This is a genomic window from Mycobacterium kyorinense, assembly GCF_001672775.1.
GTDB classification, from domain to species: domain Bacteria; phylum Actinomycetota; class Actinomycetes; order Mycobacteriales; family Mycobacteriaceae; genus Mycobacterium; species Mycobacterium kyorinense_A.
This window is the reverse complement of record NZ_LZKJ01000145.1, coordinates 71600-88617: the sequence shown is the minus strand read 5'-3', so window position 1 is coordinate 88617 and position 17018 is coordinate 71600. Positions and strand designations below refer to the sequence as shown.

The 17018-nt window shown below is 67.7% G+C and carries 16 protein-coding genes and 1 riboswitch; of the genes, 4 read left to right on the top strand and 12 right to left on the bottom strand.

Annotated elements, in window-relative coordinates; translation table 11 throughout:
- Positions 1 to 138 precede the first annotated feature (138 nt).
- The 9 genes from A5707_RS16535 to thiO all read right to left on the bottom strand — a co-directional run bounded on the left by A5707_RS16535 (position 139) and on the right by thiO (position 8097).
- Entirely contained in the window at positions 139 to 1623 is a 1485-nt protein-coding gene (locus tag A5707_RS16535) for a M28 family metallopeptidase (protein ID WP_065015537.1), read from the bottom strand.
- Between the two features lie 35 nt (positions 1624 to 1658).
- Positions 1659 to 2525, bottom strand: a complete 867-nt coding sequence (locus A5707_RS16530; RefSeq protein ID WP_065015536.1) for an MEDS domain-containing protein — start codon at positions 2523 to 2525, stop codon at positions 1659 to 1661.
- On the bottom strand, positions 2522 to 3472 hold the full coding sequence (locus A5707_RS16525) for an anti-sigma factor RsbA family regulatory protein (RefSeq protein ID WP_065015535.1): 951 nt from the start codon (positions 3470 to 3472) through the stop codon (positions 2522 to 2524). The genes A5707_RS16530 and A5707_RS16525 overlap by 4 nt, the downstream gene beginning before the upstream one ends.
- Before the next feature lie 20 nt (positions 3473 to 3492).
- A complete protein-coding gene (locus A5707_RS16520; protein WP_065015534.1) occupies positions 3493 to 4329 on the bottom strand; it encodes an MEDS domain-containing protein in 837 nt (278 codons plus the stop codon).
- Positions 4329 to 5345 (bottom strand): anti-sigma factor RsbA family regulatory protein, encoded by a 1017-nt coding sequence (locus A5707_RS16515; RefSeq protein ID WP_197495346.1) that lies wholly within the window; start codon positions 5343 to 5345, stop codon positions 4329 to 4331. The genes A5707_RS16520 and A5707_RS16515 overlap by 1 nt, the downstream gene beginning before the upstream one ends.
- A 41-nt stretch (positions 5346 to 5386) precedes the next feature.
- Positions 5387 to 6139, bottom strand: coding sequence for an SGNH/GDSL hydrolase family protein (locus A5707_RS16510; RefSeq protein ID WP_065015533.1), 753 nt, complete (start codon positions 6137 to 6139; stop codon positions 5387 to 5389).
- Positions 6136 to 6894, bottom strand: coding sequence for a thiazole synthase (locus tag A5707_RS16505; protein ID WP_065015532.1), 759 nt, complete (start codon positions 6892 to 6894; stop codon positions 6136 to 6138). The genes A5707_RS16510 and A5707_RS16505 overlap by 4 nt, the downstream gene beginning before the upstream one ends.
- Positions 6887 to 7084 carry a sulfur carrier protein ThiS gene (gene thiS, locus A5707_RS16500; protein ID WP_065015531.1) on the bottom strand — a complete coding sequence of 66 codons (198 nt, stop codon included), beginning with the start codon at positions 7082 to 7084 and terminating at the stop codon, positions 6887 to 6889. The genes A5707_RS16505 and thiS overlap by 8 nt, the downstream gene beginning before the upstream one ends.
- Positions 7081 to 8097 (bottom strand): glycine oxidase ThiO, encoded by a 1017-nt coding sequence (thiO, locus tag A5707_RS16495; RefSeq protein WP_065015547.1) that lies wholly within the window; start codon positions 8095 to 8097, stop codon positions 7081 to 7083. The genes thiS and thiO overlap by 4 nt, the downstream gene beginning before the upstream one ends.
- A riboswitch (TPP riboswitch) is annotated at positions 8088 to 8196 on the bottom strand. (Overlaps the previous gene by 10 nt.)
- Before the next feature lie 32 nt (positions 8197 to 8228).
- Here thiO and thiE point away from each other — a divergent pair.
- A complete protein-coding gene (gene thiE, locus A5707_RS16490; RefSeq protein WP_065015530.1) occupies positions 8229 to 8900 on the top strand; it encodes a thiamine phosphate synthase in 672 nt (223 codons plus the stop codon).
- Here the strand turns inward: thiE and A5707_RS16485 are convergent.
- Positions 8872 to 9495, bottom strand: a complete 624-nt coding sequence (locus A5707_RS16485; RefSeq protein WP_065015529.1) for an NUDIX hydrolase — start codon at positions 9493 to 9495, stop codon at positions 8872 to 8874. The two genes, thiE and A5707_RS16485, sit on opposite strands and share 29 nt — an antisense overlap.
- A gap of 121 nt (positions 9496 to 9616) precedes the next feature.
- On the opposite strand from A5707_RS16485, the gene glnX reads away from it, so the two are divergent.
- From glnX to A5707_RS16470, 3 genes are read left to right on the top strand one after another with little or no spacing between them, the layout of a single operon-like run.
- Positions 9617 to 10936 carry a protein kinase G-activating protein GlnX gene (gene glnX, locus A5707_RS16480; RefSeq protein ID WP_065015528.1) on the top strand — a complete coding sequence of 440 codons (1320 nt, stop codon included), beginning with the start codon at positions 9617 to 9619 and terminating at the stop codon, positions 10934 to 10936.
- The gene (locus A5707_RS16475; RefSeq protein ID WP_065015546.1) at positions 10933 to 11904 is read left to right on the top strand and encodes a glutamate ABC transporter substrate-binding protein; all 972 of its coding nucleotides are present in this window, start codon (positions 10933 to 10935) and stop codon (positions 11902 to 11904) included. Before glnX ends, A5707_RS16475 begins: the two co-directional genes overlap by 4 nt.
- Entirely contained in the window at positions 11904 to 14177 is a 2274-nt protein-coding gene (locus tag A5707_RS16470) for a serine/threonine-protein kinase PknG (RefSeq protein ID WP_065015527.1), read from the top strand. The genes A5707_RS16475 and A5707_RS16470 overlap by 1 nt, the downstream gene beginning before the upstream one ends.
- A gap of 83 nt (positions 14178 to 14260) precedes the next feature.
- Here A5707_RS16470 and A5707_RS16465 read toward each other — a convergent pair whose 3' ends face one another.
- Both A5707_RS16465 and A5707_RS16460 read right to left on the bottom strand, forming a co-directional pair.
- Positions 14261 to 15124, bottom strand: coding sequence for an endonuclease domain-containing protein (locus tag A5707_RS16465; RefSeq protein ID WP_065015526.1), 864 nt, complete (start codon positions 15122 to 15124; stop codon positions 14261 to 14263).
- Between the two features lie 51 nt (positions 15125 to 15175).
- The gene (locus A5707_RS16460) at positions 15176 to 17017 is read right to left on the bottom strand and encodes a serine/threonine-protein kinase PknD (protein ID WP_065015525.1); all 1842 of its coding nucleotides are present in this window, start codon (positions 17015 to 17017) and stop codon (positions 15176 to 15178) included.
- Position 17018: the final 1 nt, after the last annotated feature.

Genomic DNA, 17018 nt, shown 5'->3' with positions numbered 1-17018 from the left:
GCTGCCAGCCGCTGACCGGCCGCTTGGTTTTCGGCCCGCGACGCCGCCACCATGCATTCCAGCAGGTCAGCACCTTCTTCGAACATGCGTTCGATTATGCCACACCCCGGCGACAAGTCGGCCGCGAGCCGACTCCCGTCACTTGGCCAGCTCGTGCCGAACGCGGTCGGCGCGAATTGGGACACCGTTGTGGCCGCCGAGGTCCTGGGCGTAAAGCCCGGTCACATACGCGACGCCACCGCCGTGGATGCCCAGCGCGGTGCGGTCGACGTGGTCATAGGTGTCGGTGTCCTTGTGGTAATTGGGGTCGAACGGCTGGTCCGCGTCACCGCCCCACAGCTTGGCCTGTTCTTCGGACATCTTGGCCTCGGCACCGGAGAACAGTCCACCGGCCGGGATGCCAGCCATCGTGAACCCGTCGTAATCTGACCGACCGTCGAATGCGAAGTCTTGCGGCGTCTTACCGGCCGAATTCAGGTAGGCAGCCAGCGATCGCTCGATACCCGCCGAGCCTTCGGGCACTATCGGCTGGCCTCGCTGGTCCAACGGCAGCGACTGGTCCCCGTCGTAGGTGAAGTAGCCCGGATTGGGCGAGCCGAGCATGTCGAAGTTCATGTACAGCGCAATGTCCTTGAGCGCGTTGGCATCCAGCGACTCCACGTACTTCCGCGAGCCGATCAGCCCGAGTTCTTCTGCGCCCCAGAATCCGAATCGCACCGCGTTGTGCACCTGCGGCGAACTCCCCAGCTGCAGTGCAGTTTCCAGCACAGCGGCCACCCCCGAGCCGTTGTCGTTGATGCCCGGCCCCTCGGGGACGCTGTCGAGGTGCGCACCGATCATTACCACATCGTTGGCCGACCCGGTTTTCGTCTGCGCGATCACGTTGCGGGCCTCGATGTTCTTGGTCTCGGCTTTGAGTTTGACGGTGATCGGACCCGGCCTGGCGCGCAACTCCGCGCCGGCGGCTTTGGTGACACTGACCACCGGGATCTTCACATCGGTCGTCTCGCCCAGCGTCCCGCCCATCTTCTCCTCGAGCACGTTATCGGCGACAATCAGCGCGACGGCGCCGCGCTGCACCACGGCATCCTCCTTCTCCGAAAACGGGCATGTCCCGCGATCCACCAGCACGACCGCACCTTTCACGGGCAGCTTGTCGTAGTCGGAGGCAGTGCAGCCGGGACTGTCGTCGATCGGCGCAGGCACGAGCGGCCCGGTCACGCCGTCGGGTGGAGTGGGCAAGCTGAACTCCAGCGCACGCGCCTCGAAAGTCTTGTCGCCGATCGCCACAGATCCGGTCTCGGCATGGAACACCCGCGCTTTGAATTCTGGGGTTTGCACGTCAAAGCCTTTGTCGCGCAGCTTATTTACCACGTAGTCGATGCTGGCGTCGTACCCCGGAGTGCCCACCGCGCGGGTATTGTCATTCGCCCCGGCGATGTCTTGCAGCTTCTTCAGGTGAGCCATCATCGCGTCGGTGCCGACCCTCTCCCGCAGCGCGGAAGCGAAATTGGCAGCCGACGACGAGACAGCCGGCCTGGAATCCGGTGAGTCCCCGCACCCGCCGATCAATAACGCAACGGCGGCGGTCACAACGAGGATGAGCTTTGGCTTAGTGTCCACGCGCCCACGTTAGCCGCTGCCGACGGCGGTGCGCCTCAGCCGGCGGCAAAGAACGGCGGCAGGATTTCCGTCCGCAGGTTCGTCAGCTCCAGCAGCTCAGCCAGTCGCGCGACCATCGGCTGGTCGGTTCGCAACACCACCTGACGACCGTCGGCACCGGCCAACTGATCGAGGGTAAACAGCTGCCGGTGGGTGACAAAGTCCAGACACTGCGCGTCGACGGTTACCTCGTCAGCGCCGGTTAATGGCCAGATCCGTTGCAGCGCAGCGCTGAACGCCGCATCGTCGGCTGCGTCGATCTCGCCGGCCAACGCGAAATCGATGCCTTGTTCGGCGTAGATGCGGAACCCGGATGCGCCCCGACTGACAAAGGGATGTAGGCAAACCACTTCTTTCGCGGTGTCACCCAAGATCTCCAGGTTGTAGGCGCACAGCGCCGAGAACGGTAGCGCAGTCATCTTCTGGTCGACGAGGTACTCCAGCCGGCTGAATGCTTCGCGTTGCTCCGGTGTGCGGACGAACGCGGCCCCGTCGGCCACTGCCCGGCAACCGCTACACCCCGTCGCGACAATCCGCTGCAAGGCCGCCACTGCATAGGCCACGGTCGCCTCGGGATCCACCACGTCGGTGCCCGGAACAAACCGGTAGTGCTCGTCCACCGGTGTCGCCGAGATCAGGCCGGCCTGGATCGCGTCGGCGAATCCCATCTCGGTCAGCTCTTTCAGCAGCTCGGTGCGGCTGCCGTCGCAGGCATACAGAATCCGTTGGTTTCGTCGAAGGCCGTCGGCGATGTATTCGGCGGCGCGGGCCAAAAAAACCGATCGATCGCGGTAGCCCCAGCCCACGTGCGCGTGCGGACCAAGGCCTGCGACGGAGGCGACGGCACCCTGGCGGCGGGTCATGCCTCGACCAATGGGCGGTCCAGCTGCAGGTAGGCCTGGATCGTCGTGCCGTCCGGTGTGGTGTGAGTGCGCACCAGGTCCGCGATCGCGTTGACGACGAAAAGCCCGTAGGGCCCGGCGTGCCGGGCATTCGGCCGTCGGCGCCCGGCCAGCGGGTCGGTCAGATATCCGATGTCGCGGGCCTCGCAGACCACGTGTCCGGCCTCGTGCCAGAACGCGAGCCGGCAAACCCCACCGCCGTGGTCGAGGCTGTTGGTGGCCAGTTCGGTGGTGATCAGCTGCAGGTCGGCGAGCCGGTCTGAGGACATGCCCAGCAACCGGCCGTATCGCGTGCTGCAGCGGCGGGCGTTGGCCAGATCCGCCGGCTGGCAGACGGTGGAGGTCACCGCAACGGGACTGGTCGAAAGCGGTTGGTTGCACTGAGCCAGGGCGTCGTCGACCGCGTAGTCGGGATTGACCTCAGCTGACCCGTCCTGCCAGATCGTCGGATGGGTGCGCCGCGCGTCCGCCAACGCGCCGTCACCCAACCGCGTCGCGTCGTAGAGGCACACACCGGTCACGTCCTGATCGGCGAGCGCGACATTGACCAGCGCCTCGTGTTGCACGCAGGCCGGGTACTCGACCGCGCTGCGCTCGGGCCAAATCGGCTCGCCGATGATCCGGACCGGCTGGTGCCCGTGCCGTTCCACGAAGGTCGCGAGCAGGCCGATGAGACGACCGGGGTTACGGCCCTCCTCGGTGATGTCGATCATCGTCACTTTCCTCGCCGCTGGGCCCAGCGCGTCGCGCAGCAAACCGATCTTGTCCCCAGGTACGGCGACTAGCACCGGTTGGGCCACACTCAACCACTCGCTGACAAACCGCACCACGGAATCGATATATTCGCGCTCCGAGCAGTAAAAGAGCGCTCCGTGCACCGGCCGGTTCGCGTTATGAGTAGTCGTCATGTCGGGCGGAGGGTACCCACTCACTCCTCCACCCTCACATTGGTCAGCTCGAGCAGCTGGGCCAGCCGGGCGATGACGGGTTGACCGGTCCGCAATACCACCTGCCGGTCTACCGCGCGCGCATGGCGGTCCAAGGCAAGCAGTTGGTGGTGAGTGGTGAAGTCCAAACCGGATGCGTCGACAACCAGAGCGTCGCGCCCCTGCACAGCCAGAACACGCCCGATCGCTGTCACGAAGGTGTCGCTGTCGGTCACATCGATCTCCCCGGCCAACGCGAAACCGGCGTCCTGTTCGGCAAAGAGCCGGAACCCGACGGCACCGCCGCCCACGAACGGGTGCAAGCAGATCAACTCCCCGGCGGCGTCGCGCAGCACGGTCGTGTCATAGGCGCACAGCGCCGAGAATGGGGCGGTCAGCATTTCCCGGTCCAGCAGCTGCTCGTAGCAGGCCAGGGCCTCGCGCTGCTCCGGTGTCCGCGCGACCGGGGTGTCGTCGACTGCTGCGCGTAAGCCGCTGTAGCCGGTGCTGACCGCATGCTCGGTGGCGCCGAGTCGTTTGGCGATCGTGGCGCGCGGATCGACAAGGCCGTCAGAGGTGAACGCAAAGAAATCTTCGGCGGGCGTGACGTGGATCCGCCCCGATTTGACGGCGTCGTCGAAGCCGATCTCAGCCAGCTCTGCGCGCAGCGATTGGCCATCGCGATCCGCGACGTATTCGATGCATTGGTCAGCGGCCAGACCATCGGAGATGTACTCGCCGGCGCGGACGCGAAACTCCTCCTGGCCGCAATAGCCCCAACCCAGGTGTGCAAACGGTCCCAGGCCGGCAGCAGAGGACAGCACGCCGTGGCGGCGCATCAGATGTCCTCGTCGGCGCGCCGGTCGATTCGTAGGTAAGCATGAATGGTCGTGCCGGCCGGGGTGGTGTGCATGCGCACCAGATCCGCGATCGCGTTGACGACGAAGAGCCCGGCCTGGCTCGGCCGATCGCTGCGTGGCGGCCGCCGCCCGGCCAGCGGATCGTCGATGAACCCGCTGTCCCGCGCCTCGCAGACCAGATGGCCGTCGTCCTCCCAAAACGCCAGCCGGCACGCGCCCCCGCCGTGCTGGATGCTGTTGGTCGCCAACTCGGTGATGATCAGCTGCAGATCGGCGATCCGGTCGGCGGACAACCCGAGCAGCCGGCCGTATCGGGTACCGTGCCGCCGCGCCCCGGCCAAATCGCGCGCGACCGAAACGGTGTACGTGATTGCGGCCGGGCTGCGGGCCAACGGTTGGTTGCAGCGCTGCAGTGCGGCGTCGACGGCGAAGCCCGTGCTGGGCTCTTGCGACCCCTTCCGGCGGACCGATGGATGAGTGGCGCGGACGTCGGCAAGCACGCCGTTCTCGTCGTCGTCGAGGAGGGCCGCGTCATACAGGCACAAACCCGCTACCTCGGACTCGCCGAACGCGAGATTCGTCAGGGCTTCGTGCTGGATGCAGGCGCAGTACTCGGCCTCGGTGCGTCCCGGCCACAACGGCTCGGCGATCATTCGAACGGGCCGATTCGGGTGGCGCTCCACAAATGCCAACTCCGCGGCCAGAATCCGTCCGGGGTTACGGCCCATCTCGGTGATGTCGATTAATGTCGCGCCGTCGGCCGTGTCGCCCAATGCGCCACGCAACAAAGCCATCCCGGGCTCGGGTACTCCCACCCACACGGGCTGGTCTGCGCGCACCCCTTCACTGATGAACGGCACGACCGCGCCGAGGTATTCGTCTTGTGCACAATAAAACAACGCCGTGTGGTCGAAGCGGGGCTTTGCAGCCGGATTGCTCATCGTCACGTCAGCGGCTCCGCTCGAGTCGGCCGCCGAATACACGCGACGGCACATGTGGCGTCCGCGATCGCCTACCCGCTGCGGCGGTGCACTAATCAGTGCGTTGCGGCCACGACCAATTCGGCGACCGCGCGCATCCCGGCGGCGTTGGGATGAAACGGTGCCGGACGCCACGGCAGCGGCCATGCCGCACCGACCACCCAGGCGTCAGCCGACCAAGCGTGATGATCCCGGCTGGCCTGGCCGGCGCGCACAATGCCGCAGCCGGTGGCCTGCGCGGCCGCCGCGGTGAGTTCCTCCAGTCGCGCGGCGACGTGGCGGCCGAGATCGGCGTCGACGGCTGAGAGCGGTGCCGCGCGTTGGCCGTTCGGTGGCAGCATCGTCAGATAGTCGACGAACATCACCCGTGCATTGGGGGCGCGTCGGCGGACCGTTGCGCCAACCGCGCGCAGCGAGTCGCCGACTTGGCTGAGCGCTTGATCGCGGGCGCCGCGGTCCAGTAGGGCAGCGATATTCGGCAACAGCCGCGCCACGCGCGGCAGGGATGCGGCCATCAACAGCGGGATGTAGCCGACGTCGTTGCCGCCGATCGTGATCGTGACCAATTGTTCGGAACCATCGAGCGCATCCACCTGTGGTGGTGCGCCACGCTGACGCTCCGCCAGCACATGAGCGGTGGTCGCCCCGGAAAACGTGACGTCGACCAACTCGAGGCCGAGTTGCTCGGCGACGAGGTGCGGATAGTTGCGGGCCGATCGTCCCGATCCCCAGGGCGCGCCTTTGGCGCGCGGCCGGATGCCGGGCCCGGCGGCCATGGAACTGCCCAGCGCCACATATCGTTTCGTCATAGCTCGGGGCTGGATGCTTGCGCCCAGAATCGCTTCGGGATACGCCCGGCATTACGCGCCAGATAGCCCGCGGTGACGGCGGCGGCCATCGCGGCGGCCATCGCGGGCGGGTCTGCGGCCAGAGTCACCGCGGTGGCCAACAACACCGCGTCACAGCCCAACTCCATGGCCAGCGCGGCGTCGCTGGCGGTGCCGATGCCGGCGTCGAGCACCACCGGGACACCCGCCGCGTCGACGATCATCTCGATGTTGTGCGGGTTGGCAATACCCAGCCCGGTGCCGATCGGCGACCCGAGCGGCATCACGGCAGCGCAACCGGTGTCCTCCAGCCGTCGGGCCATCACCGGATCGTCGTTGGTGTAGGGCAACACCACAAAGCCGTCGTCCACCAATTGCTCAGCAGCCCGGACCAATTCGACGGCATCGGGCAGCAGCGTGCGTTCGTCGGCGATGACTTCCAGCTTGACCCATTCGGTGTGCAGCGCTTCGCGGGCCAGTTGCGCGGTGAGCACCGCCTCCGCGGCGCTTCGGCAACCCGCGGTATTGGGCAACGGCGTGATACCCAGCCGGCCCAGCAGGTCGAGCATGCCGGTGCCGCCCTCGGCGTCGACTCGGCGCATCGCGACGGTGGTCAGCTCGGTGCCCGACGCCACCAGCGCTTCCTCCAGCACCGCCAGGCTCGTCGCTCCCCCGGTGCCCATGATCAGCCGGGACGAGAACTCGCGGCCGGCAATGGTCAGTTTCGAGTCAGCCACCCTGCACCGCCGTCACCACTTCGAGTCGCGCACCATCGGAAAGCGTTGTCGCCCAGTCCGACCGCGGCAACACCGCCCGGTCCAGCGCGACCGCGATCCCACGGTCGGGATAGCCCAGCGACTGCAGCAGCGCCGCCACGGTGGTCTGATCTTCGATTTCGACCTGTTCTGCGTTTACAATGATGATCACGAGTGGGCTCCTACCGGAACGAGTTCGGACACAATCTGTTCGGCGGTCCATGGCGCCAGCAGAAAGCCATTGCGGCCATGCCCGGCGGCCACCAGCGTGCGCGCGTCCAGACGGCCCACCAGCGGCAGGTTGTCGGGTGTCATCGGACGCAGCCCGGCGGCGCACTCCGCCAGTTCGTACTCACCCAGCGCCGGGCAGACCGCGCACGCGTCGTCGAGCAGGTCGCGCACACCGGATACCGCCGGGGCGGTGTCGCGACCGTGCTCGTACTGAGTAGCGCCGATCACCACGCCGTCGGCGCGCGGCACCAGATACACCGCCCGACCATGCACCCGGGCCCGAATGACGCGCTGCGGCACCGGCATACAGCCCTTACGCCAGGCCAGCCGTAGTACTTCGCCTTTCACCGGCCGGATCGGCAGGCCCGGCCACAGCTTCGGGGCGTCGATGCCGTTGGCGATCACCACCGCGTCGGCCTCGACGGCGGCCAGGTCGCTCACCGGTCCGGCCCATTGCACGTCGAGTTGCCGGCAGGCCGCTTCCAGGGCATCGAGCACGCCGCGGTTGTCCACCGCCAACTCGGTGGGCGCCCGGAAACCATGCCGAATACCCTGTGCCAGCAAGGGTTCCACGTCGCGGGCGGCCGACTCCCAGATCACCGGGTGGCCCTGCGCCGAGAGCCAGTCCGCGACAGTGTGCAAATCGGCGACGTCGGCGCGGTCAACGGCAACGACCAGTGATTCCCTGGCGGTGATCACCTGCGGCGGTAAACCGTCCAGAAAGCCGCTTTCATGCCAGAGCCGCAGCGACTCCAGGCCGCGTTGCAGCAGCTGTTCTTCGCCGGGCCAGCCTTCGCTGTGCGGGGCCAGCATCCCGGCGGCCACCCAGGACGCGCCGTGCTCGCCGGTGCGGTGTACCCGCACCGACCAGCCGGCCTGGGCCGCCCGGCGCGCCACCGACAGCCCGATGACGCCGCCGCCGACGACGGCCAGCGATCCGAGGTCGGGTGCCATGCTCTGCTCCCTTCGCCGGCATGATCCGGATCAGGTCGAACGGTAAGGGCAGGCGTGCCCACTCTCAGCCCCCGTAATCCTGGGACTCCCGTGATTCGTCAGCTTTCCACGCTAGCCGCTAGCGTCGCGGTGTGCACGAACCTCGTAGCCGGCTGGCCGACGCGCGGCTGTATTTGTGTACCGACGCCCGCCGGGAGCGCGGCGACCTGGCCGAATTCGCCGACGCCGCGCTGGCCGGCGGTGTGGACGTCATCCAGCTGCGCGACAAGGGCTCGGCCGGCGAACAGCGGTTCGGCCCGCTGGAGGCGCGCGACGAGCTCGCGGCGCTGGAGATCCTCGCCGACGCGGCCCGTCGGCACCGTGCGCTGGTCGCCGTCAACGACCGCGCCGATATCGCCCGGGCCGCCGGCGCCGACGTGCTGCACCTGGGTCAAGACGACCTGCCGCTGGCAGTGGCGCGCGACATCGTCGGGTCCGGCGTGGTGATCGGCCGGTCTGCCCACGACTCCGACCAGGTCGCCGCCGCGGTCGCCGAGGAAGTCGACTACTTCTGCGTGGGGCCGTGCTGGCCGACGCCGACCAAGCCCGGCCGCCCGGCGCCGGGGCTGCCGCTGGTCCGCGCGGCCGCCGCGACGGCCGGCGGCAAACCGTGGTTCGCGATCGGGGGGATCGACACCGAGCGACTGGCCCAGGTGCTGTCCGCGGGTGCCCGCCGGATTGTCGTGGTCCGGGCGATCACTGCCGCCGAGGATCCGCGAGCGGCCGCCGAGCAGCTCAGTTCGGCGCTTGCAGCAGCGAGCTGATCCGGTAGCTGAGCTGCGAGGGCGCCTGGTCGGGCAGGCCGGCCGTGCACCACAGGAACACCCCCGCCTCGATCTCGACGGTGCGCGGCAGGTGGCGGCGCCGCTCGTCGCCGGTGCTCAGCGGCACGGTCGCCGGAGCGGTCCGCAGCCGTTGCCAGCTGGCGGCAAACCCTGGATGCAGCGGCAGGGCGGCCACCTCGTCCTCGCCCACCCAGCGCAGCTCGGCGCTTTCCCGGTTCGGCACGGTGTGCAGCAGCTCTCCGGCGTCGGCGATCACGGTGGTGTAGGTCCAGCCGGTGCCGCTGGCGCTGGCCGTGACCAGCGTCGCGCGCACCGACAGCCGCTCACCGGGCAGCCCGGCCTCCTCGAAGGCTTCCCGGACAGCGGCCTGCTCGGCGCTCTCGTGACTGTCGCGTGCCCCGCCGGGCAATCCCCAGGTTCCGCCCTGATGACTCCACGGCGCTCGGTGCTGCAACAACACCGCCGGGGTGCCGTCGGAGCGCGGCGCGCGCAGCAGCAGACCGGCCGCACCGTGGCGGCCCCAGTACGGCACGCCGGTGTCGGAGATCACCCAGCCGTCACCGTCGCCGCGCACGCGTTCAGGATAAGCAGGGGTGTTAAGCGCCGACGTGCCACGCATCGGTACGGCCAACTCTTAGACTTCGCTTATAGAGTTCGTGGGACGCACGTCCTGAAGAATTGGGGTCCGAACCGACGTGACCGTTGAGCTGGCGCATCCGTCGACCGAGCCGCTGGGAGTGCGGTCGGCCACGGAACCGGCCCACCCGCGCTGGTGGTTCATCTCGACGACGCCGGGCCGCATCCTGTCGATCGGCGTGATCCTGGCGATGCTGGGCGGGCTCAGCGCGTTCGCCACCTCGACGACGATCAACCAGCGCCGGCAGGCGATGGCCACCGTGCTGAACCATACCGAACCGCTGGCGTTCGCGGCCGGACGGCTCTACACGACGCTGTCGGTGGCCGACGCGGCTGCGGCCACCGCGTTCATCGCGCAGGCCGAACCGCGCACGGTTCGGGCGCGCTACGAACAAGCCATCACCGATGCCGCGGTCGCGGTGACCCGCGCGTCGAGCGGGCTGACCGACGAGCCGCTGGTGGAACTGCTGGGCCGGATCAACGCCGAATTGGCCGTCTACACCGGGCTGATCGAGATCGCGCGGACCAACAACCGGGCCGGCAATCCGGTCGGTTCGTCGTATCTGTCCGAAGCGTCGGCGCTGATGCAGTCGAGGATCCTGCCGGACGCGCAGCAGCTCTACCACGCGACGTCGGAGCGGGTCGACGCCGAAACCACTGCGTCGACTCAGATCCCGGCGCCGGTGATTCTCATCGTCGTCGCCACGGTGATCTTCGGGGCGTTCGCGCACCGCTGGCTGGCCCGTCGTACCCAACGGCGAATCAACCCCGGACTTGTCGCGGGCGGCCTGGCGATTCTCATTATGGTGGTGTGGGTGGGGACGGCTCTGACGATTTCCACCTCCGGGAGTCGCAGCGCGAAAGACACTGCGGCAGAATCGCTCAAGACCGTCACCAACCTGTCGATCATCGCCCAGCAGGCCCGTGCCGACGAGACGCTGTCGCTGATCCGGCGCGGCGACGAAGAGGTCCGCCAGCAGTCCTTCTATCAACGCATTGACACCATGCACCAGCAGCTCGACCAGTATCTCGCCCGCGCCGACGCCGTCGACAAAACCGACTTGCGCGACGCCGACGAGCTGTTGATCCGCTGGCGCCGGGCCAACGACCGGATCAACTCCTACATCTCGGTGGGCAACTATCAAGCCGCCACCCAGGTTGCGCTCGGCAGCGGTGAGAACGACTCCAGCCCGGCGTTCGACAAACTCGACAGCGCGCTGCGCAAGACCATGGAGCAAAGCCGCAACCAACTCCGCAACGACATCCTCAACGCACGTCGCGGGCTGTCCGGTGCCACAGCCGGCGGCGCGGTGCTCAGCCTCAGCGCTGCCATCGCCGTCGCCTTGGGCCTGTGGCCGCGGCTGAACGAGTACCGATGATGCGGCGATCGCGGATGCTGTGTGCCGCGCTGGCGATCGCCTCCGTGCTGGCCGGCTGCGGCCGCTCGGAGTCCATGGTGATCGCGACGGCGCCGACGCTGCCGCCGCCCACCCCGGCCGGCATGCAGGAGCTGCCGCCGCAGCCGCCGCAATCGCCGCAGAAATCCGGTGACGACTGCAACGTCACCGCCAGCCTGCGGCCCTTTCCCACCAAGGCCGAGGCCGACGCCGCGGTGGGTGCCATCCGCGATCGCGGCCGCTTGATCGTCGGTCTCGACATCGGCAGCAACCTGCTGTCCTTCCGCGACCCGATCACCGGCCAGATCACCGGGTTCGACGTCGACATCGCCGGCGAGGTGGCCCGCGACATCTTCGGCAGCCCGTCCGCGACCGAGTACCGGATCCTCTCGTCGGCCGAGCGCATCACCGCGCTGCAGAAGTCGCAGGTCGACATCGTCGTCAAAACCATGACGATCACCTGTGAGCGGCGCAAGCTGGTGAACTTCTCCACCGTGTACCTCGATGCCAACCAACGCATTCTGGCTCCCGGCGATTCGGCGATCACCAAGCCGTCGGATCTGTCGGGCAAGCGGGTCTGCGTGGCCAAGGGCACTACATCACTGCGCCGGATCCGGGAGATCACCCCGCCGCCGATGGTCGTGTCGGTGGTCAACTGGGCTGACTGCCTGGTGGCATTGCAGCAGCGTCAGGTCGACGCGGTCAGCACCGATGACACGATCCTGGCCGGGCTGGTGTCTCAGGATCCGTATTTGCATATCGTCGGGCCCAACATGGACACCCAGCCTTATGGCATCGGAATCAATCTAGACAACACCGGGCTGGTCCGCTTCGTCAACGGCACCCTGGAACGCATCCGGCGTGACGGAACGTGGAACACGTTGTACCGCAAATGGTTGAACGTGCTCGGCCCGGCGCCGGCTCCGCCCGCCCCGAGGTATCTGGACTGATGAGCACATCCGGTTCAGAACGCGAGCACGTCGGCGACGACGACATCGCCCCCGGCACCCAGCCCGCCGACGCGATGGCCGACTCCCTCCCGACGATGCGGCCGGTGTCCACCCAGGCGCTCTACCGCCCGCATTTCGACGACGACGAGGACGAGGACTTCGCCTCGGATCACACCGTCGACACCGAGCCGCGAGAACGCGTGATGCCACCGACGCGAGTGGTGCAGCCGGTTCGGCGTCTCGGCGGCGGCCTGGTGGAGATTCCGCGGGTACCCGACACCGACCCGCGCGAAGCGCTGATGGTCAATCCGGTGGTGCCGGAGTCCAAACGGTTCTGCTGGAACTGCGGTCGGCCGGTGGGCCGGTCCAGCCCAGATGGCAAAGCCCTGTCAGAGGGTTGGTGCCCATACTGCGGCAGCCCGTATTCGTTTCTGCCGCAACTCAATCCGGGTGACGTCGTCGCCGGCCAGTACGAAATCAAGGGCTGCATCGCTCACGGCGGGCTGGGCTGGGTGTACCTGGCCGTCGACCGCAACGTCAACGACCGCCCAGTGGTGCTCAAGGGTTTGGTGCATTCCGGCGACGCCGAGGCGCAGGCGATCGCGATGGCCGAGCGGCAGTTCCTCGCCGAGGTGGTGCACCCGTCGATCGTGCAGATCTTCAACTTCGTCGAGCACACCGACCGGCACGGCGACCCGGTCGGCTACATCGTCATGGAATACGTGGGCGGGCAGTCGCTCAAGCGCGGCCGCGGTGAGAACCTGCCGGTCGCCGAGGCCATCGCCTACGTATTGGAAATCCTTCCGGCGCTGGGGTATTTGCATTCCATCGGGTTGGTCTACAACGACCTCAAGCCGGAGAACATCATGCTCACCGAGGAGCAGCTCAAGCTGATCGACCTCGGTGCGGTGTCGCGGATCAACTCGTTCGGCTATCTGTACGGCACGCCCGGCTACCAGGCGCCGGAGATCGTGCGCACCGGGCCGACGGTGGCCACCGACATCTACACGGTGGGACGGACACTGGCCGCACTGACGATGAAATTGCGTACTCGCAGCGGTCGCTATGTCGACGGGCTGCCCGAGGACGACCCGGTGCTGACCGAATACGACTCGTTCGCCCGGTTGCTGCGCCGTGCCATCGATCCCGATCCGCGCCGGCGGTTCGCGAGCGCCGAGGAGATGTCCGGTCAGCTGATCGGCGTGTTGCGTGAGGTCGTCGCCCGAGACACCGGAGTGCCGCGGCCGGGTTTGTCGACGATCTTCACTCGCTCGCGCGCCACGTTCGGCGTCGACCTGCTGGTCGCCCACACCGATGTGTACCTGGACGGGCGGGTGCATTCGGAGAAGCTGACCGCCAAGGAGATCGTCACGGCGTTGCAGGTGCCGCTGGTCGATCCGGCCGACGTCGCGGCGCCGGTGCTGTCGGCGACGGTGCTGTCCCAGCCGGTGCAAACCCTGGACTCGTTGCGCGCGGTCCGGCACGGCTCGCTGGAGTCGGAGGGCATCGACTTGTCCGAGTCGGTGGAGTTGCCGCTGATGGAAGTGCGGGCGCTGCTCGACCTCGGCGACGTGGCCAAGGCCACCCGCAAACTCGACGACCTGGCCGAGCGGGTCGGCTGGCGGTGGCGGCTGGTGTGGTATCGCGCCGTCGCCGAGTTACTCACCGGCGACTATGACTCTGCCATCAAGCATTTCACCGAGGTGCTCGACACCTTCCCCGGCGAATTGGCCCCGAAGATGGCGTTGGCCGCCACCGCGGAGTTGGCCGGCGGCGCCGACGAGCACAAGTTCTACGAAACGGTGTGGAGCACCGACGAGGGCGTGATCTCGGCGGCCTTCGGGCTGGCGCGGGCGTTGTCGGTGGAGGGCGACCGGGCCGGCGCGGTGCGCACACTCGACGAAGTGCCGGCCAGCTCACGGCATTTCACCACTGCGCGACTGACCAGTGCGGTGACGTTGCTGTCCGGCCGGTCGACCAGTGAGATCACCGAGGAGCAGATCCGCGACGCCGCGCGACGGGTGGAGGCGCTGCCGCCGACCGAACCGCGGGTATTGCAGATCCGGGCCCTGGTGTTGGGCAGCGCGATGGACTGGCTGGAGGAGCACGAGGCCAGCACCAACCACATTCTGGGTTTTCCGTTCACCGAGCACGGGCTGCGGCTGGGTGTGGAGGCGTCGCTGCGCGGCCTGGCGCGGGTGGCGCCCACCCAGCAGCACCGCTACACGCTGGTCGACATGGCCAACCGGGTTCGACCGCCCAGCACCTTCTAGTTGAGTGTGAATCGTTGGCTTTGAGTGTGAATCGTTGGCGGAATTTCGGCCGAATTTCCGCCAACGATTCACACTCAAAACCGTTAGCGCACAGTCGATGCCCGCGCTTGCAGCGCGCGTCGCACCCGCCGCAGGATATCGACCGGCCGATCTTCGACTACTACTCGGATCACCAGCCAGCCCATGCGTTCGAGCATCTCGAGCCGCCGAATGTCCTTGACGTATTGCGCTCGATCGCTGCGATGGTGGTCGCCGTCGTATTCGACTGCCACCATGTATTCCGGCCAGCCCAAATCGAGGTAGGCCACCGTCAGACCGTCGCCACCAGCCACCGCGATTTGCGTTTGCGGCCGGGGCAATCCAGCGTCGACGAGCAGCAGCCGCAAATAGGTTTCGCGCGGCGACTGCGCCCCGGGGTCAACCAGATCCAACGCCGTCTCCAACCGTCGCAGCCCACGCACGTGGCGATGCTGCTCGGCGACGGCTGCGACGTCGTCTGGTGTGAAACCCGTAGCACGCGCGAGTGCATCGAGTCGCGCCACCGCGGCTCGCCGCGGCTCCCGCCGACCGATGTCGAACGCGGTCCGCGCCGGGTTGGTGACCGTGAACCCGGCCACCTCAGTCACTTCGCCATCGCCCAATACGTCGCGCCGGGTCACAATGCCTTGCGGTGGGCGATTATTGGGATGGATCAACTCGATCGGGATGTCGACATCGATCCACTTGGCGCCGTGCAGCGCCGCAGCGGCGGCTCCCGCGATGACCGCCTTACGATCCGCCCATAGCCAGGCCGCTGCAATGCGCTGCTCGAGCGACACCTGACGGTCCTTCGGCACGTAGACATCCGGGAACACGACGCGATAGCGCGACCGCAGTTGATGCCGGTTCACCACCCCACCCGCCATCGCCGCACTGCCGAGGAAAGGGCTGCGTCCCGTCCCGCACATGCCGGAGGATTGCACGCAGACCCGATGCGGCGCCGACCTCAGTCCACAGGCTCAGCCCGGCGTCAGCTTCACCACCTGATCGTTGCCGTAGTCGGTGACGTAGACGTTGCCCGAGGCATCCACCGCCACTCCCCTGGTGTAGCCGAGATCGCTGGCCGGCAGCACGGTTTGCTTGGTCGAACCGGCCGCCATCTTCACCAGCCTGCTGCCGTCGGTGACGTAGACGTTGCCGGCTGCATCGGCGGCTAAACCGGACGGATCTTTGAGGCTGGTGAACGGCATCACCGTCTGGCCGGCCGCCCCCGCCGCCAGCTTCAGCACCCGATTGTTGCCGGTGTCGACGACGTAGACGCTGCCCGACCCATCGACGGCCACGCCCTTCGGCCGTTCCAGGTCGTTGAACGGCAACACCGTCTGGTCCTCCGACCCGGCCTGCAGCTTCAGCACCCGATCGTGACCGGTATCGACGACGTAGACGCTGCCCGACCCATCCACCGCCAAACCCGCCGGGCGTTTGAGTCCGGTGAACGGCACCACCGTCTGGCTATCCGACCCGGCCGCCACCTTCAGCACCCGATCGTTGTCGGTGTCGGCGACGTACACGCCGCCGTCCGTGTCTACCGCCAAGCCATACGGTTCCTTCAGGCCGGTGAATGGCAGCACGGTCTGGTGGGTCGAGCCGGCCTCCAGCTTCATCACCCGGTCGTTGTCGATGTTGGTGACGTACACGTTGCCCGACGCGTCCACGGCCACACCCTCCGGTCCGGTGAGACCGCTGAACGGAAGCACGCCTGGTTGATACGTCGTCGGTGTGGATCTCGCACCTCGGCCGTGCTGGTCACTGCCCGACGACGCGATCCACCACACCAGCAGGCCGATGACGGTCAACAGCAGCACCACCACCACGATCGCCAGCGGCAGCAGCTTCGGACCCTGCGGCCCGGGCTCGGCGACCTCGTCCGAAGAGAAGTCGAACTCGGGGATCGGCTCCGCGGGCCGATTGCGGATGCGCGCCGGGGGATGGTCGGTGGTGCGACGAACCATCGTCGGTGCGTCGTGCGGCGGCGCCGAGAGCGCATCGCGGGCAGCGCGGGCCAGATCGCCAGCGGTGGCGAACCTCTGCTGCGGATTCTTGGCCATCCCGCGCGCGATCACGGCGTCGAATCGAGGTGGGATGACACGCGGCCGCAGCAGGCTGGGCTTGGGCGGTGCGGCGGTCAGGTGCGCCTTGATCACCTGGCTCACCGTCACCGCGCCGGCAAAGGGGCTGTCACCGGTCAGCATTTCGCACAGCACGCCGGTCAGCGAGTACACGTCGGCGCGGCTGGTCGGCCGCTCGTTGTCGAAACGCTCCGGCGCCGTGTACGCATAAGTGCCCGCCGTCGGCCCCCGTCCGTCGAGTGCTGTGTCGGCGATGCCGAGGCCGAGGAGGTACACGACGTCGTCGCCGGTGACAAGGATGTTCTCCGGCTTGATATCCCGGTGGGTCAGCCGGGCCGCGTGAGCGACGTCGAGGACCGCGGCGAGCTGCTCGACGATCGCCACCGCGCGAGCCGGGGCGATCGGTCCATACATGGTCAGCAGCGACCGCAATGTTTCACCGGATGTCGACGCCGTCGCGATATAGCCCACGCCGTCGGTCTCGCCCCAATCGCGAACCGGCAGGAGGTGCGGATCTGAGAGTCCCGCCACAATCGGCAACTCGCGGAAGAACCGCTCGCGATCCAGGGTGGGCGGCAACACGGTAACCGCGACCGTGCGCTCCCCGGCCGTGTCCGGCCCGGTTTCCACGGCCTGGTAAACCCGGCCCACGCCGGTTTGGCCGAGCACCGCCCGTATCTCGTAGCGGCCGAATCGCGTCCCGACTCGTGCGTCATCGGGCTGCTGCCCCATT

What these genes read in the sequence shown, in the direction of transcription:
- A5707_RS16510 (WP_065015533.1), bottom strand. Translation starts at nt 6,139, where the DNA reads ATGACGAAACGATATGTGGCGCTGGGCAGTTCCATGGCCGCCGGGCCC.
- A5707_RS16460 (WP_065015525.1), bottom strand. Translation starts at nt 17,017, where the DNA reads ATGGGGCAGCAGCCCGATGACGCACGAGTCGGGACGCGATTCGGCCGC.
- A5707_RS16465 (WP_065015526.1), bottom strand. Translation starts at nt 15,124, where the DNA reads ATGTGCGGGACGGGACGCAGCCCTTTCCTCGGCAGTGCGGCGATGGCG.
- A5707_RS16470 (WP_065015527.1), top strand. Translation starts at nt 11,904, where the DNA reads ATGAGCACATCCGGTTCAGAACGCGAGCACGTCGGCGACGACGACATC.
- A5707_RS16515 (WP_197495346.1), bottom strand. Translation starts at nt 5,345, where the DNA reads ATGTGCCGTCGCGTGTATTCGGCGGCCGACTCGAGCGGAGCCGCTGAC.
- thiO (WP_065015547.1), bottom strand. Translation starts at nt 8,097, where the DNA reads ATGGCACCCGACCTCGGATCGCTGGCCGTCGTCGGCGGCGGCGTCATC.
- A5707_RS16525 (WP_065015535.1), bottom strand. Translation starts at nt 3,472, where the DNA reads ATGACGACTACTCATAACGCGAACCGGCCGGTGCACGGAGCGCTCTTT.
- A5707_RS16530 (WP_065015536.1), bottom strand. Translation starts at nt 2,525, where the DNA reads ATGACCCGCCGCCAGGGTGCCGTCGCCTCCGTCGCAGGCCTTGGTCCG.
- A5707_RS16520 (WP_065015534.1), bottom strand. Translation starts at nt 4,329, where the DNA reads ATGCGCCGCCACGGCGTGCTGTCCTCTGCTGCCGGCCTGGGACCGTTT.
- A5707_RS16475 (WP_065015546.1), top strand. Translation starts at nt 10,933, where the DNA reads ATGATGCGGCGATCGCGGATGCTGTGTGCCGCGCTGGCGATCGCCTCC.